Genomic DNA, 23,326 nt, shown 5'->3' with positions numbered 1-23,326 from the left:
AGACCATGAAAATAAGCGACGGAAACTGGCTGACCCAGCCTGGGCTTAATTTGATCCACCCTATCCAGGTATTCGACGTTGAGCAGCAGGGGAATGATCTGGTGGTCTATGCCGCGCCGCGTGACGTGCGTGAACGTACCTGGCAGCTGGATACGCCGCTGTTTACGCTGCGCTTCTTCTCGCCCCAGGAAGGTGTGGTGGGCGTTCGGATGGAACATTTCCAGGGCGCGCTGGATAACGGCCCGCATTATCCGCTTAACGTGTTGCAGGATGTGCCGGTTGAGATCCAGAACACGGCAGAATTTGCCGAACTGAAGAGTGGAAATTTGAGCGTGCGCGTCACTAAAGGTGAATTCTGGTCGCTCGATTTTCTGCGCAACGGTGTGCGTATTACCGGCAGCCAGTTGAAGAACAACGGCTATGTGCAGGATACGAATACCGACCGTAACTACATGTTTGAGCGCCTGGACCTGGGCGTTGGCGAAACGGTTTACGGTCTGGGGGAACGCTTCACTGCGTTGGTGCGCAATGGTCAGACGGTAGATACATGGAACCGTGATGGCGGTACCAGTACCGAGCAGGCGTATAAAAATATTCCGTTCTATATCACCAACCGCGGCTACGGCGTCCTGGTGAACCATCCGCAGTGCGTCTCGTTTGAAATTGGCTCTGAGAAAGTATCAAAAGTGCAGTTCAGCGTGGAAAGCGAGTATCTGGAATACTTCGTCATTGACGGTCCGACGCCAAAAGACGTCCTTAACCGGTATACGCAATTTACCGGGCGTCCGGCGCTGCCGCCAGCCTGGTCATTCGGCCTGTGGCTGACCACGTCGTTCACCACCAACTATGACGAAGCAACGGTAAACAGTTTTATCGACGGCATGGCGGAGCGCAATTTGCCGCTTCACGTCTTCCATTTTGACTGCTTCTGGATGAAGGCCTTCCAGTGGTGCGATTTCGAATGGGATCCACTGACGTTCCCGGATCCGGAAGGAATGATTCGTCGCCTGAAGGAAAAGGGGCTGAAAGTCTGTGTATGGATAAACCCCTACATTGGTCAGAAATCCCCTGTATTTAAAGAGCTAAAAGAGAAAGGCTATCTGCTTAAGCGTCCGGATGGTTCCTTGTGGCAGTGGGATAAATGGCAGCCTGGACTGGCGATATACGATTTCACTAATCCGCAAGCCTGCGAATGGTATGCCAGTAAACTGAAAGGTCTGGTGGATATCGGCGTGGACTGCTTCAAGACCGACTTCGGCGAGCGTATCCCGACCGATGTCCGGTGGTTCGACGGCTCCGATCCGCAGAAAATGCACAACCATTATGCGTATATCTACAACGAACTGGTGTGGAATGTGCTGAAAGAGACCGTCGGGGAAGAAGAGGCGGTGCTGTTTGCCCGCTCGGCTTCCGTTGGCGCGCAGCAGTTCCCGGTTCACTGGGGCGGGGACTGTTACGCCAACTACGAGTCGATGGCAGAGAGCCTGCGCGGTGGATTGTCGATCGGTCTGTCTGGTTTTGGTTTCTGGAGCCATGATATCGGCGGCTTTGAGAACACCGCACCGGCGCACGTCTACAAACGCTGGTGCGCGTTTGGGCTGCTCTCCAGCCACAGTCGTTTGCACGGCAGCAAATCTTACCGTGTACCGTGGGCGTACGATGACGAGTCCTGCGACGTGGTGCGCTATTTCACCGAACAGAAATGTCGCATGATGCCGTATTTGTATCGCGAGGCGGCCCGCGCTAACGCGCTGGGAACACCAATGATGCGCGCCATGATGCTGGAGTTCCCGGACGATCCGGCGTGCGATTACCTGGATCGCCAGTATATGCTGGGAGATTCGGTGATGGTTGCCCCGGTGTTCTCAGAGTCGGGCGACGTGCAGTTTTATCTACCGGAGGGGCGCTGGACACACCTTTGGCACAACGATGAAGTGCAGGGTAGCCGCTGGCATAAACAGCAACATGGCTTCCTGAGTCTGCCTGTATATGTGCGTGACAATACCCTGCTGGCGCTGGGTAGTAACAATCAGAAGCCAGACTATGCGTGGCACGAAGGTACAGCCTTCCAGTTGTTCCATCTGGATGACGGTCATGAAGCGCTTTGCGAAGTTCCTGCTGCCGACGGTTCAGCGATCTTTACGCTGAGAGTGAAGCGCAATGGCAATGTGATTACGGTGAAGGGAGACGGTGAAGCGCATAACTGGACGCTGTGTCTGCGTAATATTCGCCAGGTATCGAAAGTGGAAAACGGTCACCAGCACGATGGCGAGCACGGTGTTGTGATTACCCCGACGGGAAACAGTATGAGCCCGCTCACGATGACTCTCTGAAGGCGCTGTCATTACGGGCCAGGGGATTTCCCTGGTCTGGTTTATCCCTTCTGATGACACTCTTTTTTGTCGTTCATCTGTGAACCCCATTTGATATGGGGTTCTTTTTTATCAGCCGCAAACCGCGATGGTATTACCTGGAAGAGGGACGCAGGTTCAACCGTCCCCACAGTGTCAGCAACAGATACAACGCTACAGGTAATACAAAGCTCATCCGGAGACTGATTTCGTCAATGCAGATAGCCTGTAACCACGGAATCACAGCGCCGCCAATACCGGCCATGACCATCGCTGCCGCTGAGATGTTAGCAATAGCGGGATTTTTGTTGATGGTATGCCCAAAGATAATCGGATACAGAATCGAATTCCCTAAACCGGTCAGGAGCAGCAAATACCCGCCAGAGGTATTATTCAGGCACATTGCCAGCACCACGGTGGCGGCACAGGCAAGAGTGGCAGCAAGAAACGGATAATAACTCCCCACTTTTTCTGCGAGCAGTCCATATAAAAAACGCCCTGCCAGCGCACCACCCCAGTAGAAAGAAACCAGCGACATGGCGAGCGTGGTACTCCATCCGCTAATGGTGATGAGATATTTCACCAGGCTGATTGCCAGGGTAACTTCAACGCCGACGTAAACAAAAATCGCTGCCACACTGAATATCAATTCGCCGTTTTTCCAGAAGTTATGCGGGCCTGAAGCGGCTCTCTTCGGGCCCGCCACGTCCGGCAGATGAAGCACAAAGACACCTGCAATAAGTATCAGCGAGAATCCCGCAAGGTACAGCCAGAGCGTGCTGACAGGTTCTTTGCGCGCCAGGATATCGACAGGAGAAAATTCAAGAAGGAGCGCAACCAGTACCGGAGCCAGCGTTGTTCCCAGTGAATTGACGGCGGAGGCCAGGCAGAGATTGCCAATGCGCTTATGCGGTGCGCTGAGCAGCGTCAGGTAAGGATTCGCGACGACCTGCATTGCCGCCACGCCGGTGGCGACGACAAACATTGCCATCAGTGAAAGGGCAAACGAATCCTGCTGTAACGCCAGCGCCAGCATAAGGCATCCGGTGGTCGACAGCGCTAACGACAGCAGTAGCACCGCGCGATACCCCCACCGTTCAATCAGCGCTGAGCAAGGCAAACAGGTAAGAAAAGGCGCGATGTAAAAAATAACGGTCATTAAAATAGATTGCTGCCATGCAAGGTGAAAATATTGATAGAAAAAAACGATCAGCACGCTGTTAATTGCTGTTATATTTCCCCACAGGAAAAATACCACACCCAGTAATGTCAGATTTTTATTCATTTTAGCTATTCATGATGAAATTTGTTATGCAGTGACCTGTTGCACAGACCTATTATTTAAAATAATGATAAGATTATTCTGCACACACAGGAGCAGAGCATGGAACTGGAAAACGTATTTCGTGATGTTAAGTTGAGTAAGACAGAAATAACCGTTTTACGCTTCATTCAGAATAACCCGGAACAATGCATTCGCGAGGGTATTCGAACCGTGGCGGAGCGCTGCTACAGCAACCCTTCCTCGCTGGTCAGGCTGGCGAAGAAACTCAAGTTCAGCGGCTGGCTGGAGCTGGTCTATTTCATCAAGTTTAATATCACAATGCCGAAGCTTGACGTCACGAATGACGTTAATTTTATGAATATCCAGCCAGCTGAAAACCTCTCTCCGCTTTTAAATCGCCTGCGTCACGATCGTATTCTTATTCATGGCAGCGGTTTCTCTCAACTCATTGCACAATATATCTATAATAAATTCCTGGTGACTGGCGTGAATGCCAGTCTGGCTTTGTGGCCGGACTACGAAATACTTGAGCAAAAAACCTCGGCCAAATTTGATTCCATCTGGCTGGTGTCTAAATCAGGGCGCAGCAGCTCAGCGTTGAACTGGGTAAAAGCGCTGGAAGGAAAGAATACCGACCTTGTCTGCTTTACCGGTGATTATCAGAGCCCGCTGGCGCAGGCGGCAGATACCGCCGTTATCATCCACGACCCGCAAAAATTTGATGATGATATCTACTGGAGTAATCCTTTCTTTGGCTACTGCATTCTGGGTTTCGAACATTTGCTGAAGCTGTGGTTTATGCAAAATCCTTCCGGGGCGCCAGTCGACGCCCCGGAGACGATTATTTCCAGTCGCTGAAATGCGCTTCACTGAGATACTCGCCAACCAGTTTTTCCGCCAGTGACCAGGAGCCAATGAGCGGGTGCGCCATTAACGCGCGGATCGCCAGAAACTTATCTTTCTGCATGATCGCGGCCACGGCCAGACGCTCGTACTCTTTCACGCAGGAAATCATATTTTTCTGGGCATCCGGTACGTGAACGGGCGTAACAGGCTTCAGTCCCTCTTTACTGAGATCGCAGCTGATCTCAATGACATCATCCGGGCGCAGGAAATCCAACGTGCCGTTATTTTGCAGTGAGACGACGATACGTTTAGTTGTTGGGCTGTTAACCGCTTCGAGGATATCCAGCGCCACCCCGGCGTAACCTCCGGTATCCGGCTCTTCAATAAACTGCCGCAGCGTGAGCGGCTCGCGGGTGTTGAATTTTTCCTGATGCGACTCATTCTGCATATAGGTATTTTCACGGCGCAGATAGTGCTTCATCCAGATATCAAACGCGGCTTCCGGGTCCTCTTTCGCATCAACGCGCCGAAGCTCCTCACGCATTTCCTGGTTAATTCGCGCGATCGTCTCACCGCGCGTTTCCGGTGCGTCCTGAATCGCTTTCAGGGCGACTTCGCGGTAGTAGTAATAATAGAGATATTCATTCAGCAACTGCTTGTCGCAAAGCTGAACCAGCAGCGGTGAGAAGTACTGCATCGCCGTTTTGCTGTACAGTTCCGGATTGTTTACCAGCGCGTCAGTCACATCTTCACCTTTTACGGTGAAGTGGGTGAACCATGAAAAATGATTCAGGCCGTAACATTCCACTTTCAGATCCGACTCGTCACAGTTGAGGATGCCCGGAAGTTCGCGAATCAGTTCTGAAGGCGCATCGCAGATGCCGTAAACCCGACGTTTAAATCCGGATTTAATAATGGCTTCGGTTACCAGCCCGGAAGGGTTCGTAAAGTTAAACAGAATTGCATCCGGGGCGGCGTGCTCTTCAATCAGGCGGCAGTAGTTGAGAATGGCGGGGATTGAACGCATCGCCATTGCAAAGCCGCCCGCCCCCGTTGTCTCCTGCCCTAACGTATTATGGTCCAGCGCAATGCGTTCATCACGCACGCGACTCTCATCGCCGCCGACGCGCAGGGTGGTGATGACATAATTAGTGTCTTTTAATGCCGATACCGGGTCTGTCGTCAGGCTAAAATGAATATCAGGGCGAATAGTGGCAAAAACATATCGGGCGATTTCGCCAAAAATTTTCAGGTTATCTTCCGAGTTGTCGAGAAATACAACTTCTTGCAAACCAATACGATGCGCATTATATGCCAGTGATTTCGCCAGGAATGCGGAACGAACGCCGCCCCCGCCTAATACGGTTAATTTCATAACAACTCCTGATTAATTATTTGCCAGCCAGCTATCTACCCGGGATCGAATTTGTCCCACTCTCACGCCGTAAATAACCTGAACTTCATTTTGATTACGCACAACACCATTGGCTCCGGTGCTTTTTAATAAAGCCTCATCAATCTTGTCAGGGTGATGGAGCGCGACGCGTAATCGGGTAAAACAGTTATCAACAGATATAATATTTTCTTTGCCGCCTAACCCTTTAATAATCTCATCAGTCACAGCCTGACCGGCACGGGCCTTTTTGTTGCGATAGTCTTCTTTGCTGTAGAGTTTCACTTCATCGTCATCTTCACGACCTGGCGTTTTCAGATTCAGTTTGACGACCAGGGTGCGGAAAATGACATAGTAGGCAGCGAATTGCCCGATGCCGATCAGGACGTATACCGGCCAGCGGGTGAGCGCAACGGGTAGCGGAAGATTATAAATCAGAAACTCTATGAGTCCGGAAGCTCCCCACGGGCGTACGGTAAGCAGGTCGCAAATCGCCTGGGAGGCTGCGGTCAACGTGGAGTGAATCAGCCATAGCAATGGCGAAATAAACAAGAATGTAAACTCAATGGGTTCTGTAATCCCGGTCAGGATGGAGGTAATAATGGCCGGCAGCAGAATAGCCTTCGCCATCATTTTTTTCTCCGGGCTGGCGGTGTGGTAGAACGCCAGCGCCGCGCCGGAGAGACCAAAGATGGTGGTCATACCCTGCTGTGAAAAACGCAGAGCCTCGTTCATGACCGGAGTAAGATCCGGGTGGCGCATATACGCCAGGAAGATGGCCTGGGTGCCGGAAACGGTCTGTCCGTCAACGCTCAGACTCCCGCCGATTTGGGTTAGCTGGAACGGTGACCAGACGAAATGGTGCAGGCCCGTCGGGATCAGGAATTTTTCAAAGAAGCCGTAGACGAAGACGCCTGCTACCCCGGCATTTTTCATAAAACCGGTCAAGGCGGCGATACCGTGGGTCATGATCGGCCAGAACCAGGTGAAGGCGATGGCATATAAGATAATCACTGGCGTCATCGCGATTAAGGTGAGCTTTGCTCCACCATACATAGAAAGTGCGCCAGGCAGTTCTATTTCAGAGACTTTATTATGTACCCAGGCAATTGTGCAGCCGAGAATAATCCCTAAAAATATCCCCATATCGACAACCACAAAACCTAATATTTGTGTCTGGCCGGTGCCGTAGTATTCGCCATTTACTTTCTCTGCAATACTTTGAGTATATTCCAGCCAGGAGTGATTGGCGCCTAAAAACATGATAAAGCACATCACGGCAACCAGCGCGACTTCGGTTTTTTTATCCTTCGCCAGACCATAGCTGATGCCCACGCAAAAAAGCAGGCCCAGGTTACCAAATAATGGCCAAAAGGTATCGCCGAGGAGTTGGCCAATTTGATGTAAAAAATGAGTTTCAGAAATAAGCGTCGGGTTGGTTAATACTGAACTTAATGCCAGGATTAGTCCAATTACAGGTAAGAACAAGACCGCCCCGATCATTGCTCTGGAGAATCTTTGCATATCCGCCAGAATACGTTGACGTATTACAGACATGGCTATTCCTTTATGTAAGGTATTTGTAATTATTAAATAAGTGCTTCCAACATCATGGTTATAACAAGTCTACAGAGGGATGAAAACATGTTGCGGGAAATAGGCACACATTACCGATAAATGAATACCCGTTTCGTTTGGCGGAGTAAGAAGGCTCCCGGACAGATAACATCCGGGAGTGGGATGGTGACATTAAGGCGTAGTCGGGGGGAGCGTCGCTGGCGCAGTCGAAGTGACTTCACCACCTGAAACCTCGCCTGCGTGCATGGTCTGAACGAGCTGCTGTTTTTGCGCATTCACGACGTGTAGCTGTCCGTTTACCGTTGGCTTCAGCGGCGCGTCTGCCTGGACGTTACCGCTGGCGTTCAACTGGATATTACCGTCCCCGGTAATCGGCAGCGCAGGCCATCCCCACTGCTGGAGGATATTCACCGGCACGCCGCGCCCGTTCAGGCTGAACTGGGTCTGGCGCTGTGGCTGCTGCGAGACGCTGGCAGTGGCTTCCAGAATACCTTTCTCCGTAAAAGCGCTTAGCTCGCTGATATTCACCGTGCTGCTGTTGGCCGCCAGTACCAGAGAGGGACGGCGCACATCCACGCCATTAAACGTGGCGGCAGCGGCATTGAATGTGGCGCTACCGCTCCATACGCCCCATTTGCGATCCTGCACCAGCCCCAGGTTAGCGCCATAGCCGTCCAGCGCGGTGAGTTGCCACGGGAAGGCTGGATCGATATCAATCAACAGATTGCGGCTGGCGCTGAATTTCTTCAACGTCAGGCTGTTGAGCCACTCAGGCAAGGGGCGCATCCACTGCTGCTTCCAGCTTTCTGGCAGCGTGTATTCGAGCCCGGCGATAGCCGCATCATCAAGAATCAGCGCTTTGCCATTACGCAACCAGTTTCCGGTTGTTCTGACCATGCCGCCTTCCCAACGGGTGGTAAACTGGCGAAGTGCAATGCCCTGCGGTGAAAACTCCGCATTCACGATCGGATCGAAGAAGTGCAATGAGCCGTAGATAAATTCGCTGGCGTTCATCGACAGTTTGCCTTCCTGAGTCTGCCAGTCATCTTTGCTGAAAGTCAGGTTGCGCAAGCTGAGATTGAGATCGGTCACTGCCCAGTCCGGCCCCTGTAAACGCGCATCGGTGACTTCAAGGCGGCCAATCTGCAATGAGGGCACCGTAGTCAGTGGACGAAAGAAGTCCGTCAGAGATTTGTCACTTTGCAGGCGGATATCGTTCAGGCGTAGCGTTTCTACAACCCAACTACCGTCAGCACTGCGCCGTGCCACGCCAGTTAATGCACCGCGCGCGACATCGGCGCCGATATTCGTTAATGCCACCTGATCTTTATCAAGGCTGGCTTCAATCAGCACGTTGGTGGCAGGGACATCGTTAAGCGTTAACGAGCCTGCGCTGAGCTGAATCTGCGCCTGACTTCCCAATATCTTACCCGCTTCGGGGTGCCAGGGGAGTACGGCGCCGTTGACGCGCTGGGCGCTCAGCTTCCACTCACTGTCAGGGCTGTTAAATGCCATATCCTGTAGCCGCAGACGATCGGCCTGGAAAGGGAGCGGGGCGGTTTGTGGGGAAAGATTCAGAGTGCCACTTTGTAGCACAATGGTATCGACGTGTAGCGGATGGGTGAGCTGACGGCTGCTCAGGCCAATATCCACGGTCTTTGCCACCAGGGTGGCCGGCTGCCCATCCCGCCCAAAGGTCACGTTGTTCAGCAGGATGTGGGCTGGCGAGGAAAATCGGTGATCCATCGCGTCAAAGGCCAGGTGATAGTCGCTATTCTGGGATACCCAGGTGCTGACATGTTCCGCGCCCCAGCGGGTTTGTAGCAGAAAATAGAGGCCGAGGGTCACCACCAAAAGGGCGATCAGCAGGTAAAGAATCAGCTTTCCAATAAATTTCATGGTCTTCCATTCCGCGAAGTGCACATCACTGAGTTATGCACGATTTACGCGCAATCCTCAAGGCAGGAATGGTGAAAGGGCGTTACAACGGCGGTGATTTAGCATCACCGCCGCATGGCGCTTAGGACTTTTCTGGCGGGAAAATCAGGTTCAGAACAATAGCGGTGATGCCGCCTGCGGCAATACCGGAAGAGAGAAGATTTTTCACCCAGTCCGGCGCAAACTGCAGGATCAGCGGCTGCTGGGAAACGCCCAGACCTACAGCCAGCGACAGGGCGATAATCAGAATGGCGCGGCGGTTCAGCGGCTCGCGCGAAACGATACGTACGCCGGATGCCGCGATGGTACCAAACATCACCAGCGTCGCGCCGCCGAGTACCGGTTCCGGAATGTGCTGGACAAATCCGCTTACTGCCGGGAACAGGCCGAGCAGGATCAGCATCAGCGCCACCACAAAGCCGACGTAACGACTGGCAACACCGGTCAACTGGATCACGCCGTTGTTCTGTCCAAAGCAAGAGTTCGGGAAGGTATTAAATACCGCAGAAACAAAAGAGTTCAGGCCGTTAGCCAGCACGCCGCCTTTCAGACGCTTCATATACAGCGCGCCGGAGACCGGTTGCTCAGAGACGTCCGAGGTGGCGGTGATATCGCCAATGGTTTCCAGTGAGGTGATCATAAACACCAGCATCAACGGCAGCAGCAGGTTCCAGTCGATACCCAGACCGTAGTACAGCGGCGTCGGCACCATGATGAGGTCCTGCGATGCGGGAGCGCTGGTTTCTGGCAGCATCCCCATAAACCATGCCAGTGCGTATCCCGCTGCCATCGCGATCACCAGCGACGCCACGCGCAGATATGGGTTACGCTGGCGGTTGAGCAAAATGATCAGCACCAATACCACGCCTGCCAGCATCAGGTTCTTGGGCGCACCAAAGGTGTTGTCGCTCATGGCCGCATAGCCGCCCCCAATAGAGGTCAGACCGACCTGAATCAGCGACAGGCCGATAATCATCACCACCACGCCAGACACCAGCGGCGTGATGATGCGGCGCGCCAGATGCAGGATGCGGGAGAGCACCATCTCAGTACAGCTTGCCAGCATCAGCGTGCCGAACAGTGCTGCCATCATCGTCGGGACATCGGCACCACCCGTTTTCAATGCCGTACCGCCCATAATCAACGGGGCAACGAAGTTAAAACTGGTGCCCTGAATGGATAGCAACCCTGAACCGACGGGGCCCCATGCCTTAATTTGAATAATGGAGGCCACACCGGAGGCGAAAAGCGACATGCTGATGATGTGTTGCGTGTCCTGGGCCGGTAATCCCAACGCCTGGCAGATCAGCAGCGCAGGCGTAATCACCGCGACAAACATCGCCAGCAGGTGCTGACAGGCGGCAAACAGGGTCTGAGGAAGCGGGGGGCGATCTTCAAGACGATAAATCAGTTCGCTATTTTGAGGCTGCGCAACCGGTTGCGCATTTTCTGACTCGACGGTGTTTACAGACATCAAAGGCAATCCCGTGGTGGAAAAGCGGGCATTTTAGCTGACCAGGGGGCAAAAGCAAACGTTTGCAGTGCGTTAAAACAAATAACGGTTGCTATCAGGATGGTTGAAATTGAGCGGAAACTTGCGCAATGCTGAAATAAGATACTTTCTGATGCTTTGTTATGGTCGCTCATTTCTTGTTAAAAAGATCCCTGGCGTAGCGGGTAATGCCTGGTAGTACGGTGGGATGACCGATGATAGCGACCAGAATGTGCATGTTGGCGACCAGGCGTTTCAGGGGAGCTCGTGGGGAAACCCGCTGGCATGGGGGGATAAAAAGAAAACCGGGAGTGTGCTGGCGTAATGCAGCTGGTGAAGGGGAGCCTCATTGTCAGAGATAACGGAAACTGCGGCGGAATGAATGTGCGGTTTAACAACGTCTATCGCAAAACATTATCAGGCATTTGAGTAACGCTCGGTTTCAGGCATCCAGCGCTCAATCAGTGCAATTGCCTGCTGCGGATATTTTTCATGAATATGGCGGGCAATACGCTGAACTTCGGGAATAATGGCCTGATCGCGTAATAAATCCGCAACCTTGAATTCTGCATTCCCGGTCTGACGCGTGCCCAGCAATTCGCCCGGTCCACGAATCTCCAAATCTTTTTGCGCAATGACAAAGCCATCGTTGCTGTCACGTAAAACCTGCAGGCGTTTTTGCGCGGTTTTCGATAAAGGGGATTTATAGAGCAGGACACAGTGTGAAGCCACCGCGCCACGGCCGACGCGGCCTCGCAGCTGATGTAATTGCGCCAGACCTAATCGCTCCGGGTTTTCGATGATCATCAGGCTGGCGTTTGGTACATCCACCCCGACCTCAATCACCGTTGTGGCGACCAGCAGATGCAGTTCGCCCTGCTTAAAGGCGGCCATTACCGCCTGCTTCCCGGCAGGTTTCATTCGCCCGTGCACCAGACCCACGTTCAGCTCCGGCAGGGCAAGCTTCAGTTCTGCCCAGGTCGCTTCTGCCGCCTGAGCTTCCAGGAGATCGGATTCCTCAATCAGTGTACAAACCCAGTAAGCCTGCCGCCCCTCGTGAGTACAGGCGTTGCGCACACGATCAATAATATCGCTGCGGCGGGTGTCCGGAATAGCGACTGTGGTGACCGGCGTACGGCCCGGCGGCAGTTCATCAATCACTGAGGTATCGAGGTCGGCGTAAGCGGTCATTGCCAGAGTGCGGGGAATCGGCGTGGCGGTCATGATCAACTGATGCGGATGAAAACCCTGCTGTTGACCTTTCTCCCACAGCGCGAGACGCTGGTGAACGCCAAACCGGTGTTGTTCGTCAATGATTACCAGCGCCAGCCCGTTGAACTGTACCTGTTCCTGGAATATGGCATGGGTACCGACCACCATCTGCACCTGTCCGCTGGCAATAGCGTCCTGTTGCGCCTGGCGGGCCTTCCCTTTCTGCTTACCTGCCAGCCAGCCCACTTCAACGCCAAGCGGAGCAAACCAGCTACGGAAGTTATTGGCATGCTGTTCGGCCAGCAGTTCGGTTGGCGCCATCAGCGCCACCTGTTTACCATGCGCAATTGCACGCAGCGCCGCCAGGGCAGCAACCAGCGTTTTACCAGAGCCGACGTCGCCCTGTACCAGACGCATCATCGGGACATCCAGCGCCATGTCGCGCTCAATTTCAGCAACCACGCGCGCCTGTGCGCCTGTTGGTTTAAACGGTAATACCGCCAGCAGTTGGTTCTTCAGGGAATCATTAGCGCTAAGCGGCTGGGCATGGAAACGCTGCGCCCCTGCTCGTAGCGCAAGCATACTCAGATTGTGCGCCAGCAGTTCTTCCAGAATCAGACGTCGCTGTGCCGGATGCTGCCCGGTCTCCAGGTCGCTTAGCTGGAGGGATGGCGGCGGGCGGTGCAGAGTGCGCAGCGCTTCCGGCAGGCTCATCATTCCCTGAGACAGTTCCGGTGGTAACAGCTCAGCAATGGCGCAGGTCTCGAGCAGATCCAACGCCTGGTCGGTTAGTTTGCGCAGCGTGGCCTGCTTGACGCCTTCGGTCGTCGGATAAACGGGGGTGAGCGTCTCCTGTAACTCCGGCGTGCTGAGATCGCCCTGCACGCGGTATTCCGGGTGGATCATTTCTGCGCCATACTTGCCGCGCTTTGCTTCACCGTACGCCAGCACGCGTCGCCCCGTCGCGAGGCTGTTTTTCATTGCCGCACTAAAGTTAAAAAAGCGCATGGTGAGAATGCCGGAGCCGTCACTTATCTGGCAGGTCATCATCCGACGGCCGCCAAAGGTGATATTGCAGTTCAGCACTTCGCCTTCCACGGTGGCGTAGACGCCGGGCAGCAGCTCGCCAATGGGGTACAGATGCGTGCGATCTTCATAGCGCAGAGGAAGGTGTAACAGGAGATCCTGCACGGTGTGCAGGCCAATTTTGGCCAGTTTACTGCTTTGCGCCGCGCCAACGCCCGTCAGGGAACTGAGCGGGACAGCATCTAACAGGCGGCCTTTCATCGTAATTACCCTGCTGCCTGCATCGTGGACCACCAGGAGGCATCGGCTTCGATCTCACCTTGCTGGTTCACATGTGGGTAGGGAAGACCTTTGCGTCTGGCGACTTTCGCCAGTACCGGATAACCGCCCTCAAACAGCAGACGCTGCTGTTCGTCTTCCGGCAGCATACTGTTTTCACGCAAATACATGCCTGCGTTCTGCCGTTGGCGTTGTGCTTCGTAAAGAATCAATGCAGAGGCGACGGAGACATTCAGCGACTGCACCATGCCGATCATCGGGATGATGATGTCCTGGTCTGCCAGGTCCAGCGCTTCCTGACTAATGCCCGTTTTCTCTTGTCCCATCAGGATGCAGGTTGGGCGCGTGTAATCAATTTCACGAAAATCGACAGCTTTATCAGAGAGATGGGTAGCCAGAACCTGCATACCCTGGTCTTTTAAATGCGTTACTGCATCTGCGATAGTCCGGTGAGTTTTCACCTGTACCCAGCTGTTACTGCCCGCTGCCGCCGAGGCCATCGTACGCATGCGACTACCCGGCCAGACGGCGTGGACTTCGTGGACGCCAACAGCATCTGCGGTGCGAATGATCGCAGAAACGTTATGAGGTTTGTGGACCTGCTCCATGCAGACCGTCAGGTCAGGCTGACGCCTGGCGAGCATCTCGCGGATACGCGCATAACGTTTTGAGTTCATAACACTTCATCCTTCAAATTGCTTCGGCGTTGACCGCTGAGTTAGTCGTCTCATCCATGATGACTCGCCCTTACGGACCGTCGCTCCGCAACGTTTAAATCTGTTCCTGACAGATTTGTCACTTATCCCAGTCACGTACCTCTGTACGCTCCTGGAATTCATTCACTTGCCGCCCTGCTGCAATTTGAATGATTTTGTGTGTAAAGCTAATTTCGGTTACGGGTGACTTTGATGACGTCCGGCATCACGCGGATTTTGCGCATGATATTCGCCAGATGCACGCGATCGCGGGCGGTGAGGCGAATAAAGGCGCTGTAGACGCGACCATCTTTCTCTTCAGTATTCAGGCTCTGAATATTGGAGGTTGTGGTATTGATTGCTGCCGTCAGGTTTGCCAGTGCACCCTGGTGGTTAAACATATCCACCTTGATTTCGGTGATGAACTCTTGTTCCGTCTCTTTGTCCCATTCCACAGCCATAAACTTCTCAGGCTCTTTCTGGTAGCCGCGGATGTTACGGCAGGATTCATGGTGAATCACCAGACCTTTGCCTGGGCTGACGTGCGCAATAATCGGGTCGCCAGGAATCGGTCGGCAGCACTTCGCAAAAGTAATCAGCACGCCATCTGCGCCTTTAATCGGCAGGTGTCCGTGGCTCTGCGATGCAGACGGCACCGCTGAGGCATCTCCAGGCTGGAGGTTTTTCGCCACGACCACGCTCATCGCATTGCCGAGACCAATCTCTGCCAGCAGATCGTCCAGCGTAGCGAGCTTCATACGCTCAAGCTCGCGTTGGATGTTTTCTTGCGGAATTTCAGCCAGTTTACGGCTGCCGCCTAAGGCATGATTGAGCAGACGACGTCCGAGGCTGACGGAATCATCACGCTTAAGGTTTTTCAGCAACTGACGAATCTTGGCACGCGCTTTCGAGCTGACGACAAAGTTGAGCCATGCCGCATTCGGGCGGGCGCCAGGTGCGGTAATGATTTCGACGGTCTGACCGCTGGTGAGCGGCTGTGACAGCGGATAAGGCTGTCTGTCGACGCGCGCGCCAACGCAGGCATGACCGATATCGGTGTGTACGGCATAGGCGAAGTCGACGGGTGTGGCACCCGCAGGGAGTTCGACAATGCGCCCTTCCGGAGTGAAAACGTAAATCTCATCCGGGAAGAGATCGGATTTAACGCTCTCAATAAATTCAAATGAGCTACCGGCGCTCTGCTGCAGTTCCAGCAGGCTTTGCATCCAGCGCTGGGCGCGAATCTGTGCGGTGGTGCTGGTTTCACCATGCTCTTTATAGGCCCAGTGTGCGGCAACACCCATCTCCGCCATCTGATCCATGTCTTCAGTACGAATTTGTACCTCAACCGGCACCCCGTGTGGACCAATCATTGAGGTGTGCAAAGACTGATAGCCGTTCGCTTTCGGAATGGCGATATAGTCTTTAACGCGCCCTGGACGTGGCTTATAGAGGCTGTGCATCTGGCCGAGCACGCGATAGCAGGTATCTGCATCATGAACGATTACGCGAAAAGCGTAGATATCCATAATCGAGTGAAAACGCTGCTCTTTAAGCACCATCTTGCAGTAGATCGAGTAAAGATGTTTCTCGCGACCGCTGACGCGGCACGGAATCCCTGCCTCCTGCAAACGCCCTTCAATCTCAGAGAGGATTTTTTGGATCATCTCTTTACGATTGCCGCGTGCTGCTTTCACCACCTCTTTAATCACCCGATAACGGTTTGGGTACAGCGCTTCAAAACCCAGCTCTTCCAGCTCGGTTTTAATGTGATGAATACCTAAACGGTGTGCCAGCGGGCTATAGATTTCTAGGGTTTCACGCGCGATGCGGCGACGTTTATCCGGGCGCAGAGAGCCCAGCGTACGCATATTGTGGGTGCGGTCAGCAAGTTTGATGAGAATGACGCGGATATCCTGCACCATCGCCATAATCATCTTGCGAAAGTTTTCGGCCTGCGCCTCTTTCTTGTCGCGGAACTTTAGCTTATCAAGCTTTGATACCCCCTCGACCAGTTCAGCAACGCTTTTACCAAAAAGCTGCTCCATGTCCTGGTAGGTGGCGGGAGTATCTTCAATTACGTCATGCAGCAGCGCGGCCATCAGCGTTTCATGGTCGAGCTTCATCTCGGCCAGAATACAGGCTACCGCGACCGGATGCGTGATGTAAGGTTCGCCGCTTGAACGTGTCTGGCCCTCGTGAGCGTCACGTGCAACGAGATACGCCTGCCGAAGACGTTTGATCTGGTCTTCCGGCAGGTAGTTTAGAATCAGCTGATTCAGGCTTTCAAACAGATACAAGGGCGACCCGCTTTGTGATTAACGACGACCTTCAGCAATAGCGGTAACGGCTTGTAATTCAGCGGCTTCCTGCTCTTGCTGTTCCTGGCGCTCACGCACGTCGAGGATCTGATTGTTGATCAGGCCTTCTTCGATTTCGCGCAGCGCGATTACGGTAGTTTTATCGTTTTCTTCCGGTACGAGCGGATCCTTTCCGCCTACCTGCATCTGACGAGCGCGACGCGCGGCGACCAGTACCAGGTCAAAACGGTTACCAATTTTCTCTACAGCGTCCTGAACAGTTACGCGTGCCATACTTAAAATGCTCCACAGGTGAAGAAATGACTGGGCATGATACTGAAAGTGAGTTCAGTCTGCCAACAGTTTGCTGATTAAAGCGTCATGACGCTGCTTTTGGCGGCTCATGCGCAGACGTTCGGCGCGAATGATCGTTTTCAGATCGCTCAGGGCGGTATCAAAATCATCATTCACAATAAGATAATCATATTCGGCGTAATGGCTCATTTCTGCAACAGCTTGCGCCATACGTTTTGCAATGACCTCTTCACTATCCTGACCACGACCGCGCAGGCGGCGATCCAGTTCAATTTTGGACGGCGGTAAAATAAAGATACTGCGTGCGTGCGGCATTTTCTGACGAATCTGCTGAGCGCCCTGCCAGTCAATGTCCAGAAAAACGTCTACGCCAGATGCCAGAACTTGCTCAATCGCCTCGCGTGAGGTGCCGTAGTAATTACCAAAAACTTCCGCATGCTCCAGGAACGCATCCTGTCCAATCATGCTTCTGAATTTATCATGGCTTACAAAGTAATAGTGTTCACCATGAACTTCACCCGGGCGTGGAGCGCGGGTGGTGTGTGATACAGAAACCTGGGTGTCATACAACGGTTGTGTTTTTAATAAAGCCTGAATCAGGCTGGATTTACCCGCACCACTGGGGGCAGAAACAATATAAAGCGTGCCTTGAGCCATGAGTATCTTACGTATGTGATTATCGAAATAGAGCCTACATACGTGCTTATTATACACGTCGCCGCTATGCGACGTAGCCTTTGTCACACTTTTTACGCCAGATGATTTTGTTTTGCGTACCGGTTTCCTGATTTACAGGGCATTTTCTGCAGCAAAATCGAATCTCTGGAAAGACGCTCGCAGCATCAATTATTGCCTCTCGGCTTTGTGAATTCTTAGCGTTATACCTTCCTGGCAATGTAAAGCGGAGGTTGAGATGAAAGTATGGAAAAGCATACTGCCGGTAATGTTTTTGTGGCATTCGATGGCCAGTGCTGTCTGCCCTGTCTGGTCACCAGCCAGGGCAAGCGAGGAAATCTTGCATTTACAGCGGCAAATTTCGCAGTGGAATGACGATTACTGGAAGCAGGGTGTCAGTACAGTTGAAGACAGCGTGTACGATCAGCTTAGTGCCCAACTCCGTCAGTGGCAGCGTTGCTTTAGCAAAGAGACACCTCTGGAACTCTCCTCCCCACCACTAAACGGTACAACGGTGCATCCTGTTCCTCATACTGGCGTGCATAAGCTTGCGGATAAACAGGCCATACGACAATGGATGCAGGGGCGCAGTGATTTGTGGGTGCAACCGAAGGTGGACGGAGTGGCAGTGACTCTGGTTTATCAGAATGGAAAGCTCGTCCGGGCGATCAGTCGCGGCGATGGCCTGAAGGGGCAGGACTGGACGCAAAAGGTGCGTTTGATCCCCTCAGTGCCGCAAGCGATCAACGGGACGCTTGCAAACAGTGTTTTACAAGGCGAGATTTTCCTGCAGCGAGATAGCCACGTCCAGCAACAAATGGGCGGTATGAACGCCCGTTCTAAGGTGGCTGGTATGCTGATGCGACAGGAGAATACCTCCTCACTCTCTTCGCTGGGAATGTTTATCTGGGCCTGGCCTGATGGACCACAGAGTATGTCCGAAAGGTTGAATGAACTTACGGCAGCAGGATTTTCACTCACGCAAAAATACACCCGTGCGGTGAACAGTGCTGATGAAATCGAACGGGTACGCGCCAGGTGGTGGACGTCAGGCCTGCCTTTTGTGACCGATGGTGTCGTGGTTCGCATGGGGAAAGAGCCGAATTCGCGATACTGGCTACCAGGGCAGGGCAACTGGTTGGCGGCATGGAAGTATCCTCCGGTGGCGCAGGTAGCGGAAGTCAAGGCAATACAGTTCACCGTGGGCAAAAGTGGAAAAATTGCCGTAGTGGCGTCACTCGTTCCCGTAATGCTTGATGATAAACGTGTGCAACGCGTAAACGTGGGGTCTGTCAGACGCTGGGAAGAGTGGGATATTGCGCCAGGCGATCGGCTCCTGGTGAGTCTGGCTGGACAAGGGATCCCGCGTCTTGATGATGTTGTCTGGCGAGGGACTGAACGAACCAAACCCGTACCGCCGAAAAATAGGTTTAATTCGCTAACCTGCTTTTATGCCTCGGAAATTTGCCAGGAACAGTTTATCTCCAGACTCGATTGGTTAGGTTCAAAACCTGTATTAGAGCTAAATGGCATAGGCGAAGCAGGATGGCGATTACTGCATCAGACGTATCGCTTTGAACACATCTTCTCGTGGCTTACCTTAACACCGGAACAACTTCGTAACACGCCGGGATTAGGTAAAGGGAAAGGCGAGCAATTGTGGCATCAGTTTAATCTTGCCCGACAGCAACCCTTTATCCGCTGGATTGTGGCAATGGGAATTCCGCTCACGCAGGCAGCATTGAACGCCAGTGGCGAACGTTCATGGCAGCAATTACTGGAAAGAGCGGAATCGCACTGGCGACAGCTTCCTGCCACGGGATCTCGCCGTGCGCAGCAGGTCATTGAATGGCACGATAGCGCGGAAATTAAAGCGCTGAGCAACTGGCTTGCCGCTCAGCGTATTCCGGGATTCATTCCCTAATGGCTTTCGTGACGGTAATAAAATACCGGTAAACCGAGCCTGAGACGTAGCGCCAGTAAGCGAGCAATGAAGCCAAACATAAGGGTAGAGATAACGACGATATCGGGATTAGAAACATAGTGCTGGAGCGCGATATAAAGTACGGCGGAGGCAAACGAGACACCGGCATACAGCTCTTTCTGGAAGACCAGCGGAATGCGTTTACAGAACATATCGCGTAGCACACCACCAAAAACGCCAGTCGTGACGGCGGCGACAACGGCGATAATCGGACCATGTCCCATATCCAGCGCGACCTGAGCGCCAATGATGGAGAAGACCACTAAACCCAGAGCATCCAGCACGAGAAACAATTTGCGCAGGTAGGGCATAACGGGAGCTACGATGGTGGTCAGCACTGCGGCGGTTGCCACGATAATGACGTATTCAGGATGTTTTACCCAACCAAGCGGATAGTGCCCGAGCAGGATGTCGCGTACGGAGCCGCCGCCAATGGCGGTAGCCGTTGCAATAATAATGACGCCAAATGTATCCATACGGCGACGACCCGCAGCAAGAGCGCCCGTCATGGCTTCGGCTGTGATACCAATCAAATATAAAACGTGTAACAGCATGACTCCCCCTGATTTTCTGGGGCAGAGATTAGCGATTTGCGCGTAATCTCACGATTGAGATTTTCTAAGGTGAATGGATTTTAATAAATTTTACTTATGCCAGTTGCCCTTTCTGACCAGACATCATGCGTTGTTATCATATGAGAGGGAGGAAAATGAATGAGAAAATGTAATGCGAGTTGTGTGGGGTATGAGGGGAAAACACGTAGCACCGCTGAATTTTGCAGACTACGTGTTGAGGTGTATTACTCGATATTCTGGATCTGCTCGCGCATTTGCTCAATCAATACCTTGAGCTCGATGGCGGAGTTGGTCACTTCAGCATTGATGGATTTCGATGCGAGGGTATTCGATTCACGGTTGAATTCCTGCATCATGAAGTCCAGACGACGACCCACAGCCTCTTTTTTCTTCAGGATGTTCCAGGTTTCTTTAACGTGAGCGTCCAGACGATCCAGCTCTTCCGCGACGTCAATACGCTGTGCCATCAGCACCAGCTCTTGCTCCAGACGGTTATTCTCCAGCTGTACCTGTGCGTCCTCCAGTTTGGCCACCAGGCGTTCACGCTGCCACTGCAAAATTTCAGGCATATGGGCACGGACTTTCGCGACTTCAGCACTGACGCCTTGCAGACGCTGTTCAATCAGGGTTTTCAACGCCTGTCCTTCGGTTTCGCGGGCAACGATAAAGTCGTCCAGCGTTCCGTCCAGCGCAGTGAGAATTTCTGCGGCAATAGCGTCCAGATCCTGTTCCTCAGCCGCCATAACACCCGGCCAGCGCAGGATATCAACCGGGTTGATTTCTCCTTCATCGCTTTGCATTTTGACCCAGTTGGCTGCGGTCACTAGTTGTTTAGCGAGTTTCTCATTAAGAATCAGCTCCCCTTGCGCGCTGGCGTCCGGTTCGAAACGCAGCATACATTCGACTTTACCGCGCGTCAGGCGCGTACGAATGCGTTCGCGGATAACAGGCTCGAGGCTCCGGAACTGCTCCGGCAGACGAAACCAGGTTTCCAGATAACGCTGGTTTACCGAGCGCATTTCCCAGGTCGCGCTACCCCATTCACCCTTGATTTCACGCCGGGCGTAGGCGGTCATACTGCGGATCATAGACGTTCCTGTTTTTAAAGGAGAGATGAGGGGATTATAGCTATCCATGTCCTGTCAGGATAGGAATAACCGCCGGAAGTCCGTATAATGCGCAGCCACATTCGTTTCAAGCCGGAGATCTCAATATGCGTCCAGCAGGCCGTAGCGCTAATCAGGTGCGTCCCGTAACCCTGACCCGTAACTATACAAAACACGCTGAAGGCTCGGTGCTGGTCGAATTTGGAGACACTAAAGTGCTGTGTACTGCCTCCATTGAAGAAGGCGTTCCGCGCTTTCTGAAAGGTCAGGGCCAGGGCTGGATCACCGCTGAATACGGTATGCTGCCACGTGCGACCCATACTCGTAACGCGCGTGAAGCGGCGAAAGGCAAGCAGGGCGGTCGTACAATGGAGATTCAACGTCTCATCGCTCGCGCGTTGCGTGCCGCGGTTGATCTAAAAATCCTTGGTGAATTTACTATTACGCTGGACTGCGATGTCATCCAGGCTGATGGTGGCACGCGTACTGCGTCTATTACCGGGGCCTGTGTTGCCCTGGCGGATGCGCTGAACAGGCTGGTGGCGAGCGGTAAACTGAAAACTAATCCAATGAAAGGGATGGTGGCGGCGGTTTCCGTAGGGATCGTTAACGGTGAAGCGCTCTGCGATCTGGAGTATGTTGAGGACTCAGCAGCAGAAACCGATATGAACGTCGTGATGACCGAAGACGGTCGCATTATTGAAGTGCAGGGTACGGCGGAGGGCGAGCCGTTCAGCCATGAAGAACTTCTTACCTTGCTGGCATTGGCCCGAGGGGGAATTGAATCTATTGTAGCGACGCAGAAGGCGGCGCTAGAAAACTGATTTTTAAGGCGACCAGTGAGTCGCCTTTTTTTTGTCTGTAAATTCCGTAAATGATGACAGTAAGATGAGGAGCAGATCCATGAAACCATATCAGCGCCAGTTTATTGAGTTTGCGCTTAACAAGCAGGTGTTAAAGTTTGGCGAGTTCACGCTGAAATCCGGGCGTCAAAGCCCTTATTTCTTCAACGCCGGGCTGTTTAATACCGGGCGCGACCTGGCACTGTTAGGCCGTTTTTATGCTGAAGCGCTGGTGGATTCCGGTATTGAGTTCGATCTGCTGTTTGGCCCGGCATATAAAGGTATTCCGATTGCGACCACCACGGCTGTTGCGCTGGCGGAACACCATGATAAAGACCTGCCATACTGCTTTAATCGTAAAGAGGCGAAAGATCACGGTGAGGGTGGAAATCTGGTCGGCAGCGCGTTGCAGGGTCGCGTGATGCTGGTGGACGATGTGATTACCGCAGGTACTGCGATTCGCGAGTCTATGGAGATTATTCAGGCAAATGGCGCGACGCTGGCTGGCGTACTGATTTCTCTCGACCGTCAGGAACGTGGTCGCGGTGAGATTTCAGCAATTCAGGAAGTGGAGCGCGATTATAGCTGCAAAGTTATCTCTATTATCACGCTGAAAGATCTGATTGCTTATCTCGAAGAGAAGCCTGAGATGGCGGAACATCTGGCCGCTGTGCGTGCGTATCGGGAAGAGTTTGGCGTGTAATCGTTGGTTTTATCCGGTAGCGCCGCGCTTACCGGGCCAGCAGAACTCGTGCAGGCCCGGTAAGCGATAGCAGCCATCCGGCTACAGTTACTGTAGTTGCGTGGCAATTAACGGCCAGCGGGCATCAAAGTCGTCCGTTGGGCGGTATTTGAATTCACTACGCACAAAGCGCGAGAGCATGCCTTCGCAGAACGCTAACAGCTGGCTTGCCAGTAGCGTTTCATCTGTCACGTAACCTTCGCCTTCACGCATTCGCTTTTCCCGCAGCACCTGGCGCAGCTGTGCCTCAATGCGTTCGAACAGCTGGTTAATTCGCCCCTGCAGACGATCCTGTTCAAACATTAGCGCGTGTCCGGTCAGAATTCGTGTCAGACCGGGATTGCGTTCACCAAAGCCCAGAATTAACAGGACAATCAGCCGCAGACGCGCGCTGGTGTCCTTTTCATCCTTTAGTATCAAGTTGATACGGGTAATCAGGCTATCTTCGATAAACTCAATCAGGCTGTCGAACATGCGGGTCTTACTGGGGAAGTGGCGATACAGCGCCGCTTCCGAAACGCCGACAGAGGCTGCCAGTTTTGCCGTTGTAATACGTTGGCTTCCATCGCTGGATTCAAGCATCAGCGCCAGAGACTGAAGTATTTCTTCGCGACGGTTCCTTTTCGCAGTTTGTTTTTCTGCCATGTTACAAAATACCCCTGAAAATAAGCACTTGCCAGGCGAGCATCCAC

General features: G+C 53.1%; 18 protein-coding genes. 5 read left to right on the top strand and 13 right to left on the bottom strand.

The window, feature by feature from the left end:
- Positions 1-5: 5 nt before the first annotated feature.
- Entirely contained in the window at positions 6-2,333 is a 2,328-nt protein-coding gene (gene yicI, locus C3432_RS21765; protein ID WP_103778801.1) for an alpha-xylosidase, read from the top strand.
- A gap of 133 nt (positions 2,334-2,466) precedes the next feature.
- Here yicI and C3432_RS21760 read toward each other — a convergent pair whose 3' ends face one another.
- Positions 2,467-3,636, bottom strand: coding sequence for an MFS transporter (locus C3432_RS21760; protein WP_103778799.1), 1,170 nt, complete (start codon positions 3,634-3,636; stop codon positions 2,467-2,469).
- 99 nt (positions 3,637-3,735) lie between these two features.
- Here C3432_RS21760 and C3432_RS21755 point away from each other — a divergent pair, with 99 nt between their 5' ends.
- Complete coding sequence (locus tag C3432_RS21755; protein WP_103778797.1) at positions 3,736-4,494, top strand: MurR/RpiR family transcriptional regulator; 759 nt, start codon at positions 3,736-3,738, stop codon at positions 4,492-4,494.
- Here C3432_RS21755 and C3432_RS21750 read toward each other — a convergent pair.
- The 9 genes from C3432_RS21750 to gmk form a co-directional block, all read right to left on the bottom strand.
- Positions 4,478-5,857, bottom strand: coding sequence for a family 4 glycosyl hydrolase (locus C3432_RS21750; RefSeq protein ID WP_103778795.1), 1,380 nt, complete (start codon positions 5,855-5,857; stop codon positions 4,478-4,480). The two genes, C3432_RS21755 and C3432_RS21750, sit on opposite strands and share 17 nt — an antisense overlap.
- 12 nt (positions 5,858-5,869) lie before the next feature.
- Entirely contained in the window at positions 5,870-7,432 is a 1,563-nt protein-coding gene (locus tag C3432_RS21745) for a PTS transporter subunit EIIC (RefSeq protein WP_103778793.1), read from the bottom strand.
- A 192-nt stretch (positions 7,433-7,624) separates the two neighbouring features.
- Complete coding sequence (locus tag C3432_RS21740) at positions 7,625-9,352, bottom strand: AsmA family protein (RefSeq protein ID WP_103778791.1); 1,728 nt, start codon at positions 9,350-9,352, stop codon at positions 7,625-7,627.
- 121 nt (positions 9,353-9,473) lie between these two features.
- The gene (gene xanP / locus C3432_RS21735) at positions 9,474-10,865 is read right to left on the bottom strand and encodes a xanthine/proton symporter XanP (RefSeq protein WP_103778789.1); all 1,392 of its coding nucleotides are present in this window, start codon (positions 10,863-10,865) and stop codon (positions 9,474-9,476) included.
- Positions 10,866-11,300: 435 nt separating this feature from the next.
- The gene (gene recG, locus C3432_RS21730) at positions 11,301-13,382 is read right to left on the bottom strand and encodes an ATP-dependent DNA helicase RecG (RefSeq protein ID WP_103778787.1); all 2,082 of its coding nucleotides are present in this window, start codon (positions 13,380-13,382) and stop codon (positions 11,301-11,303) included.
- A 5-nt stretch (positions 13,383-13,387) separates the two neighbouring features.
- Entirely contained in the window at positions 13,388-14,077 is a 690-nt protein-coding gene (gene trmH / locus C3432_RS21725) for a tRNA (guanosine(18)-2'-O)-methyltransferase TrmH (protein ID WP_103778785.1), read from the bottom strand.
- 206 nt (positions 14,078-14,283) lie between these two features.
- The gene (gene spoT, locus C3432_RS21720) at positions 14,284-16,395 is read right to left on the bottom strand and encodes a bifunctional GTP diphosphokinase/guanosine-3',5'-bis pyrophosphate 3'-pyrophosphohydrolase (RefSeq protein WP_103778783.1); all 2,112 of its coding nucleotides are present in this window, start codon (positions 16,393-16,395) and stop codon (positions 14,284-14,286) included.
- Between the two features lie 18 nt (positions 16,396-16,413).
- On the bottom strand, positions 16,414-16,689 hold the full coding sequence (rpoZ, locus tag C3432_RS21715; RefSeq protein WP_000135058.1) for a DNA-directed RNA polymerase subunit omega: 276 nt from the start codon (positions 16,687-16,689) through the stop codon (positions 16,414-16,416).
- A gap of 54 nt (positions 16,690-16,743) precedes the next feature.
- A complete protein-coding gene (gene gmk / locus C3432_RS21710) occupies positions 16,744-17,367 on the bottom strand; it encodes a guanylate kinase (protein WP_103778781.1) in 624 nt (207 codons plus the stop codon).
- A gap of 256 nt (positions 17,368-17,623) precedes the next feature.
- Here gmk and ligB point away from each other — a divergent pair, with 256 nt between their 5' ends.
- Positions 17,624-19,309 (top strand): NAD-dependent DNA ligase LigB, encoded by a 1,686-nt coding sequence (gene ligB, locus C3432_RS21705; RefSeq protein ID WP_103778779.1) that lies wholly within the window; start codon positions 17,624-17,626, stop codon positions 19,307-19,309.
- Here the strand turns inward: ligB and C3432_RS21700 are convergent.
- Entirely contained in the window at positions 19,306-19,923 is a 618-nt protein-coding gene (locus C3432_RS21700) for a trimeric intracellular cation channel family protein (protein WP_103778777.1), read from the bottom strand. The two genes, ligB and C3432_RS21700, sit on opposite strands and share 4 nt — an antisense overlap.
- 245 nt (positions 19,924-20,168) lie before the next feature.
- Positions 20,169-21,032 carry a YicC/YloC family endoribonuclease gene (locus tag C3432_RS21695; protein ID WP_103778775.1) on the bottom strand — a complete coding sequence of 288 codons (864 nt, stop codon included), beginning with the start codon at positions 21,030-21,032 and terminating at the stop codon, positions 20,169-20,171.
- A 125-nt stretch (positions 21,033-21,157) separates the two neighbouring features.
- On the opposite strand from C3432_RS21695, the gene rph reads away from it, so the two are divergent.
- Positions 21,158-21,874 (top strand): ribonuclease PH, encoded by a 717-nt coding sequence (rph, locus tag C3432_RS21685; protein ID WP_103778771.1) that lies wholly within the window; start codon positions 21,158-21,160, stop codon positions 21,872-21,874.
- A 79-nt stretch (positions 21,875-21,953) separates the two neighbouring features.
- Positions 21,954-22,595, top strand: coding sequence for an orotate phosphoribosyltransferase (pyrE, locus tag C3432_RS21680; RefSeq protein ID WP_103778769.1), 642 nt, complete (start codon positions 21,954-21,956; stop codon positions 22,593-22,595).
- A gap of 87 nt (positions 22,596-22,682) precedes the next feature.
- Here pyrE and slmA read toward each other — a convergent pair whose 3' ends face one another.
- Positions 22,683-23,279, bottom strand: a complete 597-nt coding sequence (gene slmA / locus C3432_RS21675; protein WP_103778767.1) for a nucleoid occlusion factor SlmA — start codon at positions 23,277-23,279, stop codon at positions 22,683-22,685.
- Positions 23,280-23,326 lie beyond the last annotated feature (47 nt).

Source organism: Citrobacter amalonaticus (assembly GCF_002918555.1).
Taxonomy (GTDB): Bacteria; Pseudomonadota; Gammaproteobacteria; order Enterobacterales; family Enterobacteriaceae; genus Citrobacter_C; species Citrobacter_C amalonaticus_A.
The sequence above is the reverse complement of the archived record's forward strand: the minus strand, read 5'-3'. Positions and strand labels throughout refer to the sequence as shown.